The organism is Paenibacillus sp. KN14-4R (genome assembly GCF_052180255.1).
Lineage (GTDB): Bacteria > Bacillota > Bacilli > Paenibacillales > NBRC-103111 > Paenibacillus_AM.
Genome location: NZ_CP197466.1, coordinates 1,097,818 through 1,116,612, shown reverse-complemented (window position 1 = coordinate 1,116,612; position 18,795 = coordinate 1,097,818). Strand labels below are relative to the sequence as shown.

The window sequence follows — 18,795 nt, the reverse complement described above, 5'->3', positions numbered from 1 at the left end:
CTTTATATGCCATTTTTATCCATTACGTTAGTCTGCCCGTTAGCTCAATAAAGTGCGATTTAAACTTGCATAAAAGTGAGTGTTTTTCCACTTAAACCAGCATCCTCGACAATGTAGATAACATTCTGTCAAATAACGATTATGTAGGCACTTTTGTGTCATTGGACAAAAGTTGAATGTTGTTACCTGCTGGATGTTCAAATCCTTCAAACTGACTCCTAAATTCTCGGTCACGTAATGCTCTTACAATTTCCGTTTTAGATATACTGGATATGCATCTGTCTATTCCTTTTTTGTTGTGGGTGGGGACTTACAACAATACAGGATTAGCAGATGTTTTTCCATTTTAGCCGAACTTTAATTCGTCAAGAACTGATTTTGGTTTTGAGCCAATTTTGTTTTAATCATTTTGCAAGTGTAACATCCTTCGATACTGCTATCGATATAGACCCGCAAACACTCTTTTATGGAAAAAGATTCCATGTTACAATAGGCAGAAAGCGATTTCACAGCGACAAGAAATCTATTTATTTCCTGGAGGTGCATTCCTCATGCCGAACCAAGCATCCACCTATGCAGCATATAAAGCTGCTTTTGCCGGTTTAGCCAAGCCTTTTGCTTATCTGGACCTCGATCTCTTGGAGCAAAATCGCCAGCAAGTCCTACGACTTGCCACCACCAAAAAAATCCGAATTGCCAGCAAATCCATCCGCTCCGTCCATGTCTTACATCTGTTGATGGACAGTGATCCTGCCTTTATCGGCCTCATGACTTTCACAGGGGAGGAAACGATCTTTCTCGCTTCGCAAGGCTTTAATGACTTACTTCTTGGCTACCCCATCTGGAATCCAACCCTAATTGAATCCATTGCCGGGCTTGTTGATCAAGGACGAGCCATAACGCTCATGGTAGACTCCATGGCGCATGTCGCACATATCGAGCAGATTGCCCGAAAGTTTAAGGTAAAGATGCCTGTATGCATCGATCTAGACCTTTCCTCGGATTTTTGGAAGCTGCATTTTGGTGTGTGGAGATCCCCCACTCGAACGGTGGAAGCCGCTGTTCAATTAGCTGAGAAAATCGCTTTATCAGACAATCTGGTACTAGACGGTATCATGGGTTATGAAGCACAAATTGCAGGCCTCGGTGATCAAAACCCCGCTACTCGAATGAAAAACCACGTTATCCGTTTACTTAAACAAAGCTCCATTGCTGAGTTCACTAAAACACGTGCAGAACTCCTTCATACTCTTAATCAAAAAGGCATTACACCACGATTTGTCAATGGAGGCGGTAGCGGCAGCTTACTTACCACTACACTGGAAGATGTCGTTACTGAAGTGACAGTCGGCTCCGCATTCTATGCCCCCGCTTTGTTCGACTACTACCAGGATATTCAATTCCAACCCGCGGCAGGATATGCCATCGAAATCGTTAGACAACCCCGGACTGACACGTACACCTGCCTCGGCGGTGGCTATACGGCATCAGGTGCATGTGCACGAGATAAATTGCCAAAAGTCCATCTGCCTCAAGGTGCCGAACTTACGAAATTAGAAGGAGCAGGCGAGGTGCAGACCCCCATCGTATACCAAGGACCTGAAACACTGAATTTAGGAGATCCGATCTTCATGCGCCACAGCAAGGCAGGCGAGCTATGTGAGCGTTTTACACAACTACACGGCTATTCACAAGGGGAAATAAAGATGGTGTTTCCAACTTATCGTGGACTGGGACGGTGTTTTCTATGAAGCAAATCGCGAATCCAACGTGGCGTAATTGGTCTAGATTATCGATGAGTAAGCCGCAAGAGCTGCTCTACCCTGAATCCATTCAAGATGTCGTGGACATCGTACACCAATGCCGTAAAGACTGGACCAAAATTCGCATTGTCGGCTCTGGACATTCTTTTCCACCGCTTGCGCGAACTGATTTCACTTTATTATCACTTGATGCCATGCAGGGTATTCTTCATATTGATCGGGAACAACAAACCGCTCTTGTCTGGGCAGGAACCAAGCTCAAAAAGCTCGGTGAAGATTTGTACGCCGCAGGCTGGGCGCAAGAAAACCTTGGTGATATTAACGCGCAGTCAATTGGGGGTGCAATTGGCACAGGGACACATGGAACTGGTGTTCAGTTTGGCAGCTTATCGACGCAAGTCGTGGGGCTCACTGTCGTCACTGCAGATGGAAGTGTACTAGAGTGCAGTGATGAGGTGAATCCGCAGCTTTTTAAAGCGATGCAGTTGTCACTCGGTACTTTAGGGATTATTGTGCAGGTTCGATTGAAGGTGATACCTGCACAACGGATGCATTTTCAAAGTAAAATGGCAAGCTTTACAACGTGTATGGATAACCTTGAAATCTGGCGACAGGAGCATCGGCATTTCGAGTTTTATTGGTTCCCATATACCGATCAAACACAAGTGAAGTTCATGAATACAACCGATTTGCCTGCGAGCAAGAATAATGTCTGGAATCATCTGAATAAGCTTGTAATGGAAAATGCCGCCTTCTGGCTCATTTCCGAAGGATGCCGTATATTTCCGAAAATGTGTCAGGCGGCAAGCCGACTATCTGCCAAGGCGATCCCGACTTTAAGCGAATCAGGCTACGGGCATCAATTGTTCGCTACGCCACGTTTAGTGCGGTTCAGTGAGATGGAATACAGTGTCCCAGCGGACAGTATGCACCCGATCTTGGAAGAGGTCAAAGCTTGTATGGAGCGCAAGCAATTCGCCGTTCACTTTCCAATTGAATGCCGATATGTGCGAGGAGACGATATCTGGCTTAGTCCTGCTTATGGTCGTGATTCCGCCTATATTGCGGTTCACATGTATAAAGGCATGCCTTACAAGGACTACTTCACTACATTGGAAACTATTTTCCTTCGCCATGGCGGACGACCGCATTGGGGCAAGCTGCATTCGCTTCGAGCTAGTGAACTAAATCAGCTGTATCCGAAGTTTGAGGATTTTCTTGAAGTGCGGAGGATGTTAGATCCAGATGGGTTGTTCTCCAATGACTATGTGAGCGGGTTGTTTGGGTGACATTGCGGACTGAGAAATTTACTGGTAAGCGTTAATTTTGCATGGAATCGGTTCATATAAAAGAAGAACGGTTAAGCCGCAATGTGCTTAACCGTTTTTCGTGTTCTTTACAGCACGAGTGAATATTTTTCTGCAAATACAACAAATTCTCTACAAAAAACCGATATATAGAGTAGGGAACTCCCCTAGTTTACAAAAAGGAGCGATATTTATGAAAAAACTAAAACATTTTAAAGGAGCGAAATTGTTATTAGCAAGTCTATTAGTTAGTTTAAACGTCTTTACTTATCCCAATATTTCATTAGCTGAAGCCACCGTGCCTAATGAGATTGATGCTGGGATCGCAAACCTGAATTATAATCGTAATGAAGTTTTGGCCGTTAATGGGGATCAAATTAGTAGTTTTGTTCCCAAAGAAGGTACCCAGTCCAATGGCAAATTTATCGTGGTTGAACGGGAGAAAAAATCACTAACAACTTCACCAGTAGATATTTCTATTATTGATTCGATAACGAATCGCACTTATCCAGGCGCAATACAGCTTGCAAATAAGGATTTTGCGGATAATCAGCCTAGTCTGGTTATGGCTGCAAGAAAACCATTAGATATTAGCATTGATCTACCTGGGTTGAAGAATGAAAATACAATTGCGGTTCAAAATCCAACTTACAGTCGCGTTTCTGGTGCCGTTGATCAGCTAGTGTCGAATTGGGTTGATAAGTATTCGAGCACGCATACACTGCCTGCACGACTACAGTATGCAGAATCTATGGTTTACAGCAAAAATCAAATTGCCAGTGCACTGAATGTGAACGCTCAAGTGCTTAACAATACGCTGGGCATCGACTTTAACGCGGTGGCAAGTGGCGAGAAAAAAGTAATGGTAGCTGCCTATAAGCAAATCTTTTATACCGTAAATGCAGCTCTTCCTAACAATCCATCCGACCTTTTTGATAACAGTGTGACGTTTGCTGAATTGGTCCGCAAAGGGGTAAGTAAAGAGGCTCCACCTCTGATGGTTTCCAACGTAGCTTATGGCAGAACCATTTACGTGAAATTAGAGACAACTTCGAAGAGCAGTGATGTACAAGCTGCATTTAAAGCATTGCTCAAAAATTCTAACATACAAGCTAGTGGACAATACAAAAATATTTATGATGAAAGTTCGTTTACTGCTGTTGTATTAGGCGGCGATGCACAAACACATAACCAGGTCGTATCGAAAGACTTCAATGTCATTCAAAATGTAATCAAGGACAATGCACAATTTAGTACTAAGAATCCAGCTTACCCAATTTCATATACAAGTGTCTTCTTGAAAGACAATTCCATTGCTGCTGTTCACAACAACACGGATTATATTGAGACTAAATCCACAGAATATTCGAAAGGCAAAATAACGCTTGATCATCGTGGTGCATACGTGGCTCAATTCCAAGTATCTTGGGATGAATTCACATTTGGTGCAGATGGACAAGAAGTTGTTACCCATAGAACTTGGGAAGGAAATGGTCTAGATAAAACAGCACATTTCTCGACAGAGATTCCACTTCCTCCTAATTCCAAGAACATCAACATTTCTGCAAAAGAATGTACAGGTCTTGCGTGGGATTGGTGGAGAACAGTTATAAATGAAACGAACGTTCCATTATCCAGCGATATAAAAGTTTCCATTGGAGGAACGACGTTATACCCGACAGGTAAGATTAGTCACTGATCATTTTGAGCATCAAATAGAAATAGCGTTAAAACGGTTAAGCAGCAATGTGCTTAACCGTTTTTTCGTGTTCCTTATAGAGCCTCATCTACTGCATCAGCAAACCATTTTGAAATGATTTGCGGTCTAGTAATCGCAGTCCCTACGACAACGGAATAGGCGCCCATCTCGATCGCTTGAGCTGCTTCTTCTGGTGTATTAAAATTACCTTCTGCGATCACTGGCTTTTTACAATGCATAATAAGTTGCTTTAACACATCAAACTTTTCAATGTTTTGAGATTGCGGTGTATAGCCAATTAAGGTTGTTCCAATATAATGAAACCCTAATCGGTCAGCTCGCAGCCCTTCTTCAAGTGTTGAAATATCCGCCATGAATTTCTGGGATGGGTATTTGTTGAAAATCGCTTGTAAAAAACTTTCGTCTTGATCCTCTGTTGCCTGCACAGCGATGATTTCTACTCCCGTTTGTACAAGAGCGTCTACCTCTGCCATGGTTGGAGTAATGAATGATTTCAAACCTGGATAATCTTGTTTTATAATACCAATAATTGGTACATGAACCTGTTTTTTTATTTCTTCGATGTCTGCAACGCTATTCGAACGAATGCCTACTGCACCGCCTACTACAGCCGCGATTGCCATACGTCCCATAATAAATGAACTATGAAGTGGTTCTTCCTCTAAGGCTTGACATGAAACAATTAATCCTCTGTTCACAGTATAGTCCTCCACGATCTAATTTTTTCTATTTCATTTATTCTTCACCAAGAGCATCATTGATTTTTTGCTTGATTAAATCTGCTTTAGCACCAAAGATAGCTTGAATTCCACCTTGTACATCTAATACTGCCGTAGCACCTAATTTCTTAATCGCATCTTTATCTACCTTGTTCACATCTTTTACCGCTACACGAAGTCTTGTAATACAAGCATCTACATCTTCTAAATTTGATGGACCACCCAGCGCATCTAGTACTTGAAGTGCTGTTTCTTTAATCGTATCTTTCGTTTCAACTACTACCGCTGCATCTTCACCATCACTCTCACGTCCTGGTGTCGCAACTTTAAACTTTGTAATTAAGAAACGGAAGATGACATAATATAAAACTGCCCACACAAGACCCACAATGATGACATAGATCCAGTTCGTTTTACTGTTACCTTGTAGAACACCGAAGAGCGTGAAATCGATTGCCCCGCCTGAGAATGTATTGCCTATACGAATCGATAACATATCTGCAATCATAAAAGATAAGCCATCTAATGCAGCATGAATGACATATAACCAAGGAGCCACGAATAAGAACATGAATTCAATCGGTTCGGTAATACCGGTTAGGAAAGATGTAAGCGCTGCACTTAAAAACAAACCAAATACTAATTTTCTACGATTTTTAGGTACACAATGATACATCGCAAGACATGCAGCAGGCAGACCAAACATCATTGTTGCAAAACGTCCTGCAAAAAAGCGAGTTCCCTCTGAGAAAAGTCCCACATGATTCGGATCTGCTAACTCTGCAAAAAATATTTTCTGCGCTCCAACCACTTGCTGACCTGCTACTGTCGCCACACCACCAAGTTCAGTAAACCAGAACATCGGGTAAATAATATGGTGAAGACCGACCGCCCCCGTTAAACGAAGCAAAAATCCATAGAAGAACGTCCCCACGTAACCCATTCCAGCAATCGCTGTACCTGCTGATACTAACCATCCTTGGAAAGTCGGCCAAATGATGAAAAAGATCGCTCCGACAAAAATAGCACTAAACGAAGAGATGATTGGAATAAATCGAGAACCTCCGAAAAATCCTAAAAAAGAAGGTAATTGAATTTCTCTATAACGACTATGCAAATAAGTAACTAAACAACCAATTACGATTGCTCCAACTACTCCTGTATCGATGGACTTAATATCTGGATTAAATACCGTGATCATCGAGCCAATGGATGCGTTCATAACTAAGAAAGCAACTGCTGATGCAAGAGCGGCTGTACCTTTATCTTTCTTCGCTAAACCAACGGCAAGACCAATACACATAATAAGGGCGAGATTCGCAAAAACCACATTTCCTGCTGCAGACATAATTTGAAAAATAGACTGCAAAAATTTTGCGTTCAGTATGGGATAGGCTGATACTGTATTCGGATTCGATAAAGCCCCACCAATCCCAAGAAGCAAACCAGCTGCAGGCAAGATTGCAATCGGTAACATAAATGACTTGCCGAGCTTTTGCAATTGTTTAAACATATTACTCCCCCCATTTGGTTACGAGATATAATGTTATTGTAATTTGTGAAATAAATTTAGTAAATAGATTTTAAATAAAATAATTTTATTTTTAATAAAAAATTTAGACATGAAAAAAATACCTGTAATCATCAAATGGTGTAAAACACCTTTGAAGATTACAGGTATTAAGATGGAGTCATAACTTTACTCGACTCGATTATGTTCAAGAATCGTATCAACCGTAATTTGCATACTGCCTTTTAGATTCACATCTGTTAGCAAGATCGAACATAAAACATCGATCGCATACATGGTAGAAAATTGGCTATTTACAAACCGTTCTTTATCAATAAATAAAGAATTAGAAACAATAACGTAAGAGTCCGTCAGTTGGGCTAGCCTACTTTCAGAAAAAGTGGTCAAGCAAACCACTTTGCACTTGTTATTTTTAGCGATCCGGGCAGCATCAATAATGGCAGTTGTTTCACCCGAACTCGATATTGCAATAACAAAGTCCTTTTCGTTCAATATCGAACTGTTTATTACCATCAAGTGAGAGTCCGTAATACTCTGCACATTAAAACCCATCCGAAGCAATCGGAGCATGAGCTCATTGGCAGAAAGTCCCGAACTCCCAATCCCATAAATATAGATTCGTGCTGCTTTTCTGATCCGATCAGCAAGCTGATGCAAATATTTAATTTCCAATAATTGATTGGAACGCTCAATCGCCGTTTGATAAAAATGATGGACTTGTACAAGAATATCATTCTCCGAAGCAGGACTAACTGTTGTACTAATACTACCCAATTGTACCTTTAAATCTGCAAAATTATAGCAACCAATCTTTTTGCAAAAATGTGTAATTGTCCCGTTTGAAACACCTACATGGTTAGCTAGCACGGATATATTCATATTTTTAATCGCTTTACCGTTTTGTAAAATGTAATTCGCAATAAACTGTTCTTTCTTTGAAAAACTCGGATATAGCTGTTGAATCACTGTAAGTATATCCATGATCTCACCACCTACCATCCGGGAATTATAGCAAAATTTACATGGAGATTCAACAAGATTGACAATCCTGATTCCATTGACCGACAATTAAAGTAATCCTATTGATGTAAAGGTGTGAACGCATTGAGCATGCATATTCTGATCGCAGACGACGATTCTCATATTCGCGAACTATTGACTTTGGTGTTAAAAAGAGAGGGGTATACGGTTTTCCAGGCAGCTGACGGCGGTGAAGCCTCAAAATTTCTTGAGCAGGAGACAATCCATATCGCTGTTATCGATGTGATGATGCCTGTCAAAAATGGTTGGGAAATCTGTGAGGAAATCCGACGTTATTACGATATTCCTGTGATCCTGCTAACTGCCAAAGGGGACGTAAAGGACAAAGAAATTGGATTCTTATCTGGAACGGACGACTACATGGTCAAGCCATTTGAGCCAAAGGAGCTGCTCTTTCGGATCAAAGCGCTGCTGCGTCGTTACCAGATGGTCTCTTCGGATGTGATTCGGCTCAATCAGACCGTCATTGATCGAAACAGTTACGAAGTGAAGACAGGCGATGAGACGATTATTTTGCCATTAAAAGAATTTGAATTGTTATCTCAGCTTGCCAGCTTTCCCGGTAAAATTTATACCCGCGAACAGCTGCTCCAACTCATATGGGGAGCAGATTTCCAAGGGGATAGTCGAACGATTGATGTACATATTAAGCGGCTGCGGGAGCGGTTTATGCATCGCAGCGAAGATTTCGTCATCACAACCATTCGCAGCGTAGGTTATAAGCTTGAGGTGGGTGGATCATGAAAACTTTATATTTTCGCGTCGTGATTATTTCGCTCCTCATTGCCATAATGAGTATTGGTCTTGCCTTCTTAGCATCGAACATTTATTACGAGACCCGTATCAAATCTTATTACGAAGACAAAGTGATGAATATTGCCCTAGAGGTCAAATCATTAGTAGAAGAAGCCCCTAAAGGAGCGGCAGATGCTTACTTAACTCGAATTTCGGGTATGGGATTTCAGATGTTCCTTCTAGATGGACAACACGAAGGAGTCTATTATGGGCGGGCATTCAAATATCTGGATCTGGATGATACATTCAAGAAACAAGTGCTAGTAGACAAGCAGCCATACAGTATTTTAGAACAACCTCATGATTTTTCCTTTACTAGCTTTTTTAAAAATAGCTTGAGCAACAGTGTCGGTATTCCACTGCAAATTGAGGAAAAACCTTATGCTTTATTCGTTCGTCCTGATTTAGAACAGCAGATTGGCGAAGTCCGATATTTGATGGCGATCCTGCTCTCGTTTACTTTTTTCTTCAGCATCGTCTTTGTTGTGATATTCACAAGATTTATCGTGAAGCCTGTGAAGTCACTAACAAAAGCAACGAAGCAGATCATGGATGGCAATTACGATATCAAGCTCGATGTCTCTCGCGGGGATGAAATTGGGAATCTAGCATCACATTTCTCATCCATGGCCCAATCGCTTAAACAGCTCGATGACATGCGTCAAGAGTTCGTCGCGAACGTTTCGCATGAAATTCAATCTCCACTTGCCTCCATCCAAGGTTTCGTAAGTGAAGCGATGAATAGCGAGACATCCCCTGATGATAAAATGCGCTACTTATCCATTATAGATAATGAAAGCCGAAGATTGTCTTCGCTCAGCAAACAGCTGCTAACTCTCGCATCACTGGATAAAGAATCCAATGTTCTGAAGAAGACGATCTACCGATTAGATGAACAAATTCGGGAAATCATCATCATGACGGAGTGGCAATGGACAGAAAAGAATATCGAGATTCACCTCGATTCCACGGCCATTCATGTAAATGCAGACAAGCAATTGATGCATCTCGTCTGGCTCAATCTCATCACCAACAGCATAAAATTTTCCAATACCGGCAGTGCCATTCATGTTCATATTGAACTTGATCACGAAGTCGTCGTCGTGCAAATAGCAGATCGTGGAATTGGAATTCCCGAGGCTGATCTACCTTCGATCTTTGATCGTTTCTATAAGGTCGATCAATCACGGAATCGGTCACAAGCTGGAAGCGGTCTAGGCTTATCTATTGTGCAAAAAATCGTCCTCTTGCACCAAGGAACAATCGAAGCGCAAAGCCCTAAAAATAGCGGAACGACGATGATTATTCGGCTTCCATAGCGGCCAAGCCTACCCATATGTAACCCCCCGTTCACTCTCCGTTCATACTTCTGTCCTAAGATAAAGTTGCAAGAACCTTTAGGACAGGAGTTGCATTCTATGCGAAATCCATTCAAAAAACTGGCTGCGTACACAAGCAGTTCCAAAGGCGCCAAAGTCGTATTGACCATCTGGCTCATTGGGATTGTACTCTTAAGTGTACTCGCACCTGGTTCAAAGCCCTATGCGCAAAGCAGTAAAGAAGGCAGTATTCACGAAGATACGTCCTCTGCAATTGCACAGCAGTTAGTAAACGAACAATTTCCATCGAAGGATGGGCTTCCCGCGCTACTTGTGTTTCATCGTGAGGGAGGACTTACGAGTGAGGATCGCCAAGGCATCCTTAGCATGAGTCAATGGCTGGCATCTGATCAAAAGCCTGCTGATGTTGCAAGTTCACTTCCTTTTCACCAATTACCGCCACAAGTACAAGACAGCATGTTCTCTCAGGATAAAACAACTTTGCTTTTGAACATTGCCCTTACGAAAGATAGTTCAACTGATCAAGTCTATAACGCCCTGCAAGCGATCCGTGATCACGTCAAACAAGCGAAGCTTGATGGTGTGCAATTCGAAATTACAGGACCTGCAGGCATCTCTTCAGATACGAAAACACTTTTCAAAAATGCTGATTTCGTACTGATGATCGCAACTGTGGTGCTTATTCTTATTATTCTTGTTGTGATTTATCGCTCACCCCTTTTGGCGATTATTCCGTTATTATTAGCTGGTATCGTCTATCAGGTTGTCGATCGAATACTCGGATTTGCTGCGAAAAACGGCTGGTTTGTCGTCGACAGCTCCGCAAGCTCGATCATGATGGTTATGCTGTTTGCGGTCTTAACTGATTATTGCTTATTCATTATTTCCCGCTACAAAGAAGAGCTTAAACGCTCCAGTTCCAAAAACGATGCAATGAAGTCGACAATGACACACCTGGCGGAGCCCCTTGTATTCAGTGGTGGTACCGTGCTTGTCGCAATGCTCACTTTGTTCGTTACAATCTTTAAGCCTTACAACCATTTTGCACCGGTGTTCTCGGTTGCAATTGTAGTCATCCTGCTTGCAGGTCTAACGCTCATCCCAAGTATCTTCACTTTGCTCGGTCGCAAAGCATTCTGGCCGTTTATTCCGAAAGTGACGACTGACACTGGCATTACCAAGCCAAAAGGCTTCTGGAGTAAAGTCGGTAAAGGTGTTACGAAACGTCCTGTTGTATCGGTATGTATTTTACTCGTACTCTTAATCGGTTCAGCACTCAATATTACGACGATGAATTTCTCCTTTAACTTAATGAAATCATTCCCTGACCATATTTCTTCCCGTCAAGGATTCGATATCTTGGAGCAGCGTTATCCAAAAGGTGAGCTGGCACCCGTCACGGTTATTTTGAAGTCCAATAAAGATATTCGAGCTGATGAAACGTTCATCAAAAGCATGAATTCCCTCATGGCTGAATTGAAAAAGCGAAGCGGTATCGCATCGATCTCGCCTGACTTGCAAGCTGTATTAGCAGATCCTTCGGCACCACTGCCTAAGAATTTCTTATCGGACACGAAGCAAGCTGTTAAGTTCAAGATCACTTTGCAAGACAATCCTTACGATCAAGCTGCTCTCAATCTTGTAAGCCAATTACGGGATCAGTCCAATACTTTATTAACAAGCAGCGGTCTTGGAGCAGCGAATTATGAGTTGCATTTTGCCGGACAAACCGCAGAACAACTTGATGTCAAAGCGATGAACACACGAGATACCATCTTGCTGTTTTCGCTCGTAACCGTCTTTATTACGATTATGCTGGCATTCCAGACTCGCTCGATCCTAATGCCAATCTATATGATTGCTACGATTCTATTGTCCTATGCAGCGACACTGGGGATTGGTTGGATGATCTTCCACAACATCCTTGGATATGATTCCATCAGTTATCGCTTGCCTGTGTACACCTTTGTATTCATGGTTGCATTAGGGGTCGATTATAACATCATGCTTGTTTCGAGAATTAAAGAAGAAGCACGCCTGCACAGTTGGAAGGAGGCTGTTGAGCGTGGAGTTGGCTTTACAGGTGGTGTAATTTCATCAGCAGGGATAATCCTTGCCGCCACATTCTGCGTGCTCATTACCCAGCCTTTGCAGGAGCTTTTCCTATTCGGTCTGACCATGGCACTTGGGATTCTAATCGATACATTCCTTGTTAGAGGCATTCTGCTTCCAGGGATTATGACACTCATGAACAAAAGCAATCCGAATCAAACCCATAATCATTCAAGGAGTGAACATTTATGAAAAAATTGTACTATGCTGCTTTTACGTATTTGGTGCTTGGCTTGCTATCCGGTATCTTTTACAGAGAATTTACAAAGGGCGAAGGATTTACAGGGCAAACGGTGCTAGGAGTCGCACACACGCACATTCTCGTGCTCGGATTCATGTTCTTCCTCATCGTCTTGGTACTCGCCAAAGTGTTCCAAATCCATCAGCGCAAAGGCTTCAAAGCTTGGTTTATCGTGTATAACATTGGATTGTTAGGGACGATCGGCACGTTAATTGCTAGAGGAATTTTTCAAGTAAATGGATCAGACTTCAAGGGGTTGCCTCATATGGCAGGATTAAGTCACGCCATTATGGGTGCTGGACTTGTATGGCTGCTCATTTATTTGAAAAAGGTGATTAAGGACTAAATTGTCATTCAGACTGTTGATTTACTTCAACAGTCTTTTTTATTTGCAACTTGATAATACATGTTCGTGCACGATCCCCCAAACATCAAAAAACCCTCTTGCCGGGCCCCTTTAGCGGGATCTGGCAATGAAGGTTAATCGAAGTTGTGCAGTTGGTCAAATCGTTAACTCCCCAAGTCGAATTAACTCTACAACAGCCTGCGAACGTCCTTTGACGTTGAGCTTTTGCATGACATTGGAGATGGGGTTTGAAAACCATCTAGTCAGCAAGAATGGTTGTAATCACAATCTGCCCAGTATGGGGTACTTCAATCTTATCGATCAATCTCTGTATAGCCGCACGCAATCGTTCAAAATCAGCTCGAAACTTTAAGTTTATCCATTCTTCCACAGCAGTCTCCGCAATCGCATAACAGGCATCTGGGTTGATCTGTTGTTCGTTCTGTTGTTGGAGCTGAATAAGCCTGAACTGGCATGCTTCAATATCTGCCTCATATTGCTGTTTCTCATAGGCATACTGCTCCTCATCTACCTGCCCATTCAAATATAACTTCCTCATGCCATACAACGTTTTTCGGACAACCTCTAACTTTCTTTGTACTTTTCTTATCTCCATCTCAGGATCATTTCGAACACTTGTAACTTGTTTCGCATTCATTTCGACAAAGGATTTTGGATCAACAAGTGCTCTTAGTCGCGAACTTACAACCTCCAACACTTGGTCACGAAAAGCTTCATAAGGTAGCCAAAAGTTGTTCACACATCCTCTTTCACCTTGTCGCCTCCGTCTAGAACAGATTAAGTAGCGATAACTACCGCTCTTCATGCTCACCATCGCTCCACCGCAATGTGTACAGAAGATAAAGCCTGCGAACACATTCACCTTATTACGGATCCCCCCCCTTGTACCTCCTCCGCGCTGCAATCTCACCTGTTGAGCTGCCAAGAAAGTAGTCTCATCTACAATGGCTTCATGTGTTCTTTCTGCGCTCCGTTCCCACTTGTCCGGATTACGCCGCACTTGTTTTTTTCCACGATCAGACACATCATCTAGGTTATGATAAATTTTTTCTATCTCATATTTAGAAAATACATTCTGCCCCGCGTACACTTCATTCGTCAATATTTTCTGCACACTCGTAAGTCCCCAAGCACCGCCTTTATAAGCCGGAATATGTCTTTCATTCAAAAAGGTAACAATCGCTTTTTCACCTATTTTCCGATCGATATACAAGCTATAAATAAGCCGTACCACATGTGCCGTATCTGGATCTGGAATCAACGTCTTCTTCCTATCCTTCATTACTTTCTGATAGCCATAGGGAGGAATAGATCCTGTAAAATTACCACTTCGTGCGGACTGTCTTATACCTCGTTTGGATGAAAGCGAAATTTGCTCGCTTAACTTCTGGTTCACTGCGGATATGATTTGAAACTTCAACTCGTCATTATCAAGGAATGAATCATAGCCTTCTTCAATTGAGATGACACGTATGCCGAGTGCGTCTGCCAATTTTCTTTTTAAACTCAAAGAATCTAACGTATCCCTTGAAAACCGAGATAATGATGCAAAAATAATAATTTGGAACAGCCTATTCTGTGCATCACGCACCAATTTCTGAATTTCTGGACGTGCCACAATCGAGGTCCCCGTATCCCGGTCCTCATACGTATATCCAACCTCTAGCCCGAGGGCTCGTGCTTTCTCTTTGCATATCCCTCGCTGATGCTCAGGGCTATCTTTCTGGGAATCCTTTGTCGTGGAGACACGAACATAGATGGCTGCGATGTGATTCATGGTTTCTTATCGCGTTCATCATGGCTTAGCGCTGCACGAATTACTTCGTGAATCATTTCACTTAAAAGTCGTTCTCTATCCCTTCCTTGATTACTTGGCCTAAGTACAAGCTGCAATGGACGTTTCTCCATCAGGCATCACCTCACCACATATGTATGATGACACCTGAATGTCCCATAACGCTCTTACAACATATTGCGGAATTGGGATGGAGTGATTTGGTACTTTTTGCGAAATACTTGGGTAAAGTGGCGAATGTCTTGGTAACCAATTTGCCCTGCGACATCTGTAATTTTCAAGTTCGGGTTAGCAAGCAGGCGCTTGGCCTGTTCTAGACGAAGTTGGATAACGTAATCTTTGTAACCGATGCCCGTCTTTTGCTTGAACAGTTGGCTGAAGTAGATCGGGTTCAAATACACAACAGAAGCAACCTTTTCAAGCGATAAATTTTCACGAAAATTGTTCTTAATATATTGAACGGCAATGTCGATCGTATCCTCATTCTTACCCATCCTAAGGTAACTTGCCGAAGATGTTCCCCCTTGCTGGAATTTACGAACCTCTACTGGAATCACTTCAAACTCTTCAAGCAAATGACTGGTCAGCAATTCATATGGAACTTTCAAATACCGCCCCAAGTGCTCCCGAATTTCCTCTTCAAATCGATGAATCGTGGTTCCCTCATTCATAGAAACGACACCTAACAAACTGTGTCGATCAAAACTTGCAACAAAACCATGTCCCCTTGTTTCCACAAGCTCCGTAAGCACATTTTCAATTATAAAATGCTTCACATTCAACTCTTGCACCTTCGACTCCAATCGCACGAAGATGAGGTGAAAGCGTGGATACATCTCTTGCAACTTCGAGATGTCGTATCGGCCGATATCAAGACCATGAATCCAGCGTTGAAAGACGGCTTCTCTTAAATATTTGAGGTTCATTTCAAGTATACCGAGATCTGAGGTGGTGATTTTACTAGCATCCATTTCAAATTCAATGGCTGAGATGACTTCCTTCAACTTCTCTTTGCCGATCGGCTTTAGAATATAGTCCATCGCCCCCAGACGAAGTGCTTCTTGCGCGAATGTAAAATCGGAGTATGCCGAGATTACGATCCATTTGATCGTTGGATTTGTCTTTCGCAGCGCACTCATTAGCTCAAGTCCTGACATGCCTGGCATCATAATATCCAAGAACACGACTTGAATTTGCTGCGTTCGTAAAATAGCCAATGCTTCCTCAGCCGAACCTGCCGTCGATAGCTGAATATGGGGAAATGCATGCCGTATCGTTCGCTTAACTCCTTCTCTAATCACTTTTTCGTCGTCTACAACGAGAATATTCATACGACGCCCCCTTTGTTCGAAGTATTCAGTGGAATGAAGATGGAAACCCTTGTCCCTACGTTTTCTACACTCTCCATACGAATACCGTAATGCGGTCCGAACTTCATGACTAACCTTCTATGTACATTCAATATTCCAATTCCCTGTTCTACAAGAGGTTCAATTTGTTGCTCTAAGTCCATGGAAATCGGTTCTTTCTGTGCAATTCGCTGCAGCATCGCATGTATCGCTGCTAACTTCTCTAGAGGAATACCTACACCATTATCCTGAATATGAATTTCCAGTCTATCGTCAACTTTCTCAATCCCAAGAGATAATGATCCAGAACCCTCTTTCTTTGTAAGCCCATGAATAATGGCATTCTCAATAATCGGCTGTAAACTCATTTTCGGTAACCGAATTGCTCGCCATTGCTCAGGTACATCCATCTGAACGGATAGACGACCATCCGCTCGCGCCTGTAGAATCGTCAAATAATGGCTAATTTGTTCCAGTTCGTCGTGCAATGTCACATCTGAATGCTCCCAATCACTGCTGTAACGAAACATTTTGGACAAGGATAAAATAATATTCCCTAATTGCTCGTTCTCTTTCTCGTCCAGCATCCAGTAAATCATGTCTAATGTGTTATATAGAAAGTGGGGGTTAACCTGTGACTGAAGAGCATGAAGCTGAGCGTTCTTTTCGCTAATCGAAGCAAATCGCACACGTTCTATCAATTGATCAATCCGGCTGACCATGCGATTGAAGGAAGCAATTAAATAATTGATTTCATCAAACGACTTTACTTCCTGCAAAATATTAAACTTCCCTCGCTCAACCTGCTTCATTTCATGAACCATTTTTTTAATGGGTGATGTAATTACACGAGAAAAGAAAATGGATATTCCAATCGAAATCATAACCATAATACCCAGTACAAGCGCAATAAATCGCTTGTTTTTGTCGAGCTCAATATTCACATTTGAATTTGGCGTTAAGCTGACTATTTTCCAATTTAATGGAGTTTGCTTCTCGACAACGGCCAGTATACCGCCGGTATTCAATAATTTTGTATGTTCATCCTCTGTAAACGGAGGAATATCAATCAAATTCGGTGGCTTTTTTTCAAGGAATCCCGAGTAGGCTAATAATTGATCATTTTCAGATAGGACATAAGCTTCCCCTTGGTACTTGAGATGAAGGTTATCAATTGTATTCATTACACCACGAGGCTCAGTCTCGATCAGAACGATCCCAATTGGCTTATTCTCATAAATGTTATACAGCGTTCGTCCGAACGAGAATACAGGTTCCGTATGTATCATGTCGATCAACGATTTTTTTTGCAATCCAAGCCAAGTCATTTGGCCTGAGGATTTCTTTACATCTTTGTACCAATTGGTTGACGCATATTTTTCATCAATCGCATGTGTATAGCTGCCATAGCTGTATACCTTTTCGTTATTCGTAATGATATAAAGCCCGATAATGTCATCTCGGCTGTAATAGATAGAACCCAGAATATTCTGTAAAGTCAGTCCATTAATCGCCTGCACAGCTGGATTGGGCTCCTCGTGAGACAATAATCGCTGAATATCTAAATTTCCGATAATCGATTTGGATACACTGTCATAACCCTTCATCAGAAGACCAAAATGATCGGCTGCCTGCATCACATTTTTTTGTGAGATTTCAGCAATTCCTGTATTAATTTGATCCGTTGTTTTCTTGTAATATGCAAATGTAATCACGGACAATAGTACAAAATTATAAAGAAGGAACCACTTAAACACCGAAACACTAATCGCATTGGAACGAAAAAGTTTCATGTTCTGCGGCCCCCCCCAAAATCGTACATGTTGCCTTGATTCTATCACGAAATTTACCCTTTGACAGCCCCTGCCACCATACCTGATGTAATCTTCTCAGACAGTGTAAAATACACCACAAGCACCGGCAATGCGCCAAGTACCAGATAAGCGCCAATCGCACTATAATTCGTCGAATATTGACTAAAGAAACTGTAAACACCAAATGGAAGTGTCTTATACTTCTCGGAAGAGATGAAAGTCGCTGCCATAATATACTCATTCCACACCGAGATAAACGTCAGGATACATACTGTCACAACAGGAGGGACTGTAATCGGTAGAATGACACTTCGAAACAGCCTAAAAATAGAAGCACCATCTACGATCGCTGATTCCTCGATCTCATGTGGAATACCTTTCATAAAACCAGTAAGAATAAAAATTGAAAGTGGAATCGAAAAAGCAATATACGGGATAATGAGTGCTAAATACGTATTTAATATATCTATATTTTTAAAAATGATCATAAGTGGCAGCAGTGTCGATTGGATCGGAATCATAATCCCAACCATGAACACAAGCATCACTACACCACTTAATCGAAAACGAAATCTAGCGATCGCGTACGCTGCCATTGTGCTAAAAAAAATGGTAAACAACATCGTAAACCCCGTTACAAGTATGCTGTTAAATAAATACTTCAGATAATTCCCAGAAACATAGGCATCCTTAAAGTTGCTCCACTGAATCAAGTTTGGCAACGCAAAGAATTGCCCATCCAATATTTCCTGATTCGTCTTCAGAGAATACAAAAGCAACCATAACAAAGGATATACTTGGGTGACGAATAGAATCGAAAGAATCGTCCATATGATTATTTTTTTGACAGAAAATTTGCGATGAACTGGATTAGAAACTGTAGGTTTGGCTGCCATTACAG

At 41.9% G+C, this 18,795-nt stretch carries 15 protein-coding genes and 1 pseudogene; 7 read left to right on the top strand and 9 right to left on the bottom strand.

What is annotated here, in order from left to right; translation table 11 throughout:
* Positions 1-551 precede the first annotated feature (551 nt).
* From ACSBOP_RS05385 to ACSBOP_RS05375, 3 genes are all read left to right on the top strand, one after another.
* Positions 552-1,751, top strand: coding sequence for an amino acid deaminase/aldolase (locus tag ACSBOP_RS05385; protein ID WP_442603412.1), 1,200 nt, complete (start codon positions 552-554; stop codon positions 1,749-1,751).
* Positions 1,748-3,052, top strand: coding sequence for a D-arabinono-1,4-lactone oxidase (locus ACSBOP_RS05380; protein WP_442603411.1), 1,305 nt, complete (start codon positions 1,748-1,750; stop codon positions 3,050-3,052). The genes ACSBOP_RS05385 and ACSBOP_RS05380 overlap by 4 nt, the downstream gene beginning before the upstream one ends.
* 211 nt (positions 3,053-3,263) lie before the next feature.
* Complete coding sequence (locus tag ACSBOP_RS05375; protein ID WP_442603410.1) at positions 3,264-4,769, top strand: thiol-activated cytolysin family protein; 1,506 nt, start codon at positions 3,264-3,266, stop codon at positions 4,767-4,769.
* Positions 4,770-4,843: 74 nt separating this feature from the next.
* On the opposite strand, the gene ACSBOP_RS05370 is transcribed toward ACSBOP_RS05375, so the two are convergent.
* The 3 genes from ACSBOP_RS05370 to ACSBOP_RS05360 all read right to left on the bottom strand — a co-directional run bounded on the left by ACSBOP_RS05370 (position 4,844) and on the right by ACSBOP_RS05360 (position 8,021).
* Positions 4,844-5,488, bottom strand: a complete 645-nt coding sequence (locus ACSBOP_RS05370) for an N-acetylmannosamine-6-phosphate 2-epimerase (RefSeq protein WP_442603409.1) — start codon at positions 5,486-5,488, stop codon at positions 4,844-4,846.
* Positions 5,489-5,525: 37 nt separating this feature from the next.
* Entirely contained in the window at positions 5,526-7,022 is a 1,497-nt protein-coding gene (locus tag ACSBOP_RS05365; protein WP_442603408.1) for a PTS transporter subunit EIIC, read from the bottom strand.
* A gap of 186 nt (positions 7,023-7,208) precedes the next feature.
* Positions 7,209-8,021: a MurR/RpiR family transcriptional regulator gene (locus tag ACSBOP_RS05360; protein ID WP_442603407.1), complete on the bottom strand. Its 813-nt coding sequence runs from the start codon at positions 8,019-8,021 to the stop codon at positions 7,209-7,211.
* A gap of 123 nt (positions 8,022-8,144) precedes the next feature.
* Between ACSBOP_RS05360 and ACSBOP_RS05355 the strand changes: the two genes are divergently transcribed.
* From ACSBOP_RS05355 to ACSBOP_RS05340, 4 genes are all read left to right on the top strand, one after another.
* Complete coding sequence (locus ACSBOP_RS05355; RefSeq protein WP_442603406.1) at positions 8,145-8,825, top strand: response regulator transcription factor; 681 nt, start codon at positions 8,145-8,147, stop codon at positions 8,823-8,825.
* Positions 8,822-10,195: a sensor histidine kinase gene (locus ACSBOP_RS05350; RefSeq protein WP_442603405.1), complete on the top strand. Its 1,374-nt coding sequence runs from the start codon at positions 8,822-8,824 to the stop codon at positions 10,193-10,195. Before ACSBOP_RS05355 ends, ACSBOP_RS05350 begins: the two co-directional genes overlap by 4 nt.
* Before the next feature lie 99 nt (positions 10,196-10,294).
* Positions 10,295-12,520, top strand: a complete 2,226-nt coding sequence (locus ACSBOP_RS05345) for an MMPL family transporter (RefSeq protein ID WP_442603404.1) — start codon at positions 10,295-10,297, stop codon at positions 12,518-12,520.
* Positions 12,517-12,915, top strand: a complete 399-nt coding sequence (locus ACSBOP_RS05340; RefSeq protein WP_442603403.1) for a DUF2871 domain-containing protein — start codon at positions 12,517-12,519, stop codon at positions 12,913-12,915. The genes ACSBOP_RS05345 and ACSBOP_RS05340 overlap by 4 nt, the downstream gene beginning before the upstream one ends.
* A 156-nt stretch (positions 12,916-13,071) precedes the next feature.
* On the opposite strand, the pseudogene ACSBOP_RS05335 reads toward ACSBOP_RS05340, so the two are convergent.
* The 6 genes and pseudogenes from ACSBOP_RS05335 to ACSBOP_RS05310 form a co-directional block, all read right to left on the bottom strand.
* A pseudogene (locus ACSBOP_RS05335) lies at positions 13,072-13,164 on the bottom strand (helix-turn-helix domain-containing protein); the annotation flags it as partial.
* A 10-nt stretch (positions 13,165-13,174) separates the two neighbouring features.
* Positions 13,175-14,713: a recombinase family protein gene (locus tag ACSBOP_RS05330; RefSeq protein ID WP_442603402.1), complete on the bottom strand. Its 1,539-nt coding sequence runs from the start codon at positions 14,711-14,713 to the stop codon at positions 13,175-13,177.
* Positions 14,710-14,844 carry a hypothetical protein gene (locus tag ACSBOP_RS05325; protein ID WP_442603401.1) on the bottom strand — a complete coding sequence of 45 codons (135 nt, stop codon included), beginning with the start codon at positions 14,842-14,844 and terminating at the stop codon, positions 14,710-14,712. Before ACSBOP_RS05325 ends, ACSBOP_RS05330 begins: the two co-directional genes overlap by 4 nt.
* A 54-nt stretch (positions 14,845-14,898) precedes the next feature.
* A complete protein-coding gene (locus tag ACSBOP_RS05320) occupies positions 14,899-16,062 on the bottom strand; it encodes a response regulator transcription factor (protein WP_442603400.1) in 1,164 nt (387 codons plus the stop codon).
* Positions 16,059-17,873 (bottom strand): cache domain-containing sensor histidine kinase, encoded by a 1,815-nt coding sequence (locus tag ACSBOP_RS05315; protein WP_442603399.1) that lies wholly within the window; start codon positions 17,871-17,873, stop codon positions 16,059-16,061. Before ACSBOP_RS05315 ends, ACSBOP_RS05320 begins: the two co-directional genes overlap by 4 nt.
* A gap of 53 nt (positions 17,874-17,926) precedes the next feature.
* On the bottom strand, positions 17,927-18,790 hold the full coding sequence (locus ACSBOP_RS05310; protein WP_442604388.1) for a carbohydrate ABC transporter permease: 864 nt from the start codon (positions 18,788-18,790) through the stop codon (positions 17,927-17,929).
* Positions 18,791-18,795 lie beyond the last annotated feature (5 nt).

Bases quoted from the DNA above. Each gene is read 5' to 3' on its own strand.
- ACSBOP_RS05385 (WP_442603412.1), top strand. From the start codon at position 552: ATGCCGAACCAAGCATCCACCTATGCAGCATATAAAGCTGCTTTTGCC.
- ACSBOP_RS05380 (WP_442603411.1), top strand. From the start codon at position 1,748: ATGAAGCAAATCGCGAATCCAACGTGGCGTAATTGGTCTAGATTATCG.
- ACSBOP_RS05375 (WP_442603410.1), top strand. From the start codon at position 3,264: ATGAAAAAACTAAAACATTTTAAAGGAGCGAAATTGTTATTAGCAAGT.
- ACSBOP_RS05365 (WP_442603408.1), bottom strand. From the start codon at position 7,022: ATGTTTAAACAATTGCAAAAGCTCGGCAAGTCATTTATGTTACCGATT.
- ACSBOP_RS05360 (WP_442603407.1), bottom strand. From the start codon at position 8,021: ATGGATATACTTACAGTGATTCAACAGCTATATCCGAGTTTTTCAAAG.
- ACSBOP_RS05350 (WP_442603405.1), top strand. From the start codon at position 8,822: ATGAAAACTTTATATTTTCGCGTCGTGATTATTTCGCTCCTCATTGCC.
- ACSBOP_RS05345 (WP_442603404.1), top strand. From the start codon at position 10,295: ATGCGAAATCCATTCAAAAAACTGGCTGCGTACACAAGCAGTTCCAAA.
- ACSBOP_RS05340 (WP_442603403.1), top strand. From the start codon at position 12,517: ATGAAAAAATTGTACTATGCTGCTTTTACGTATTTGGTGCTTGGCTTG.
- ACSBOP_RS05330 (WP_442603402.1), bottom strand. From the start codon at position 14,713: ATGAATCACATCGCAGCCATCTATGTTCGTGTCTCCACGACAAAGGAT.
- ACSBOP_RS05325 (WP_442603401.1), bottom strand. From the start codon at position 14,844: ATGGAGAAACGTCCATTGCAGCTTGTACTTAGGCCAAGTAATCAAGGA.
- ACSBOP_RS05320 (WP_442603400.1), bottom strand. From the start codon at position 16,062: ATGAATATTCTCGTTGTAGACGACGAAAAAGTGATTAGAGAAGGAGTT.
- ACSBOP_RS05315 (WP_442603399.1), bottom strand. From the start codon at position 17,873: ATGAAACTTTTTCGTTCCAATGCGATTAGTGTTTCGGTGTTTAAGTGG.
- ACSBOP_RS05310 (WP_442604388.1), bottom strand. From the start codon at position 18,790: ATGGCAGCCAAACCTACAGTTTCTAATCCAGTTCATCGCAAATTTTCT.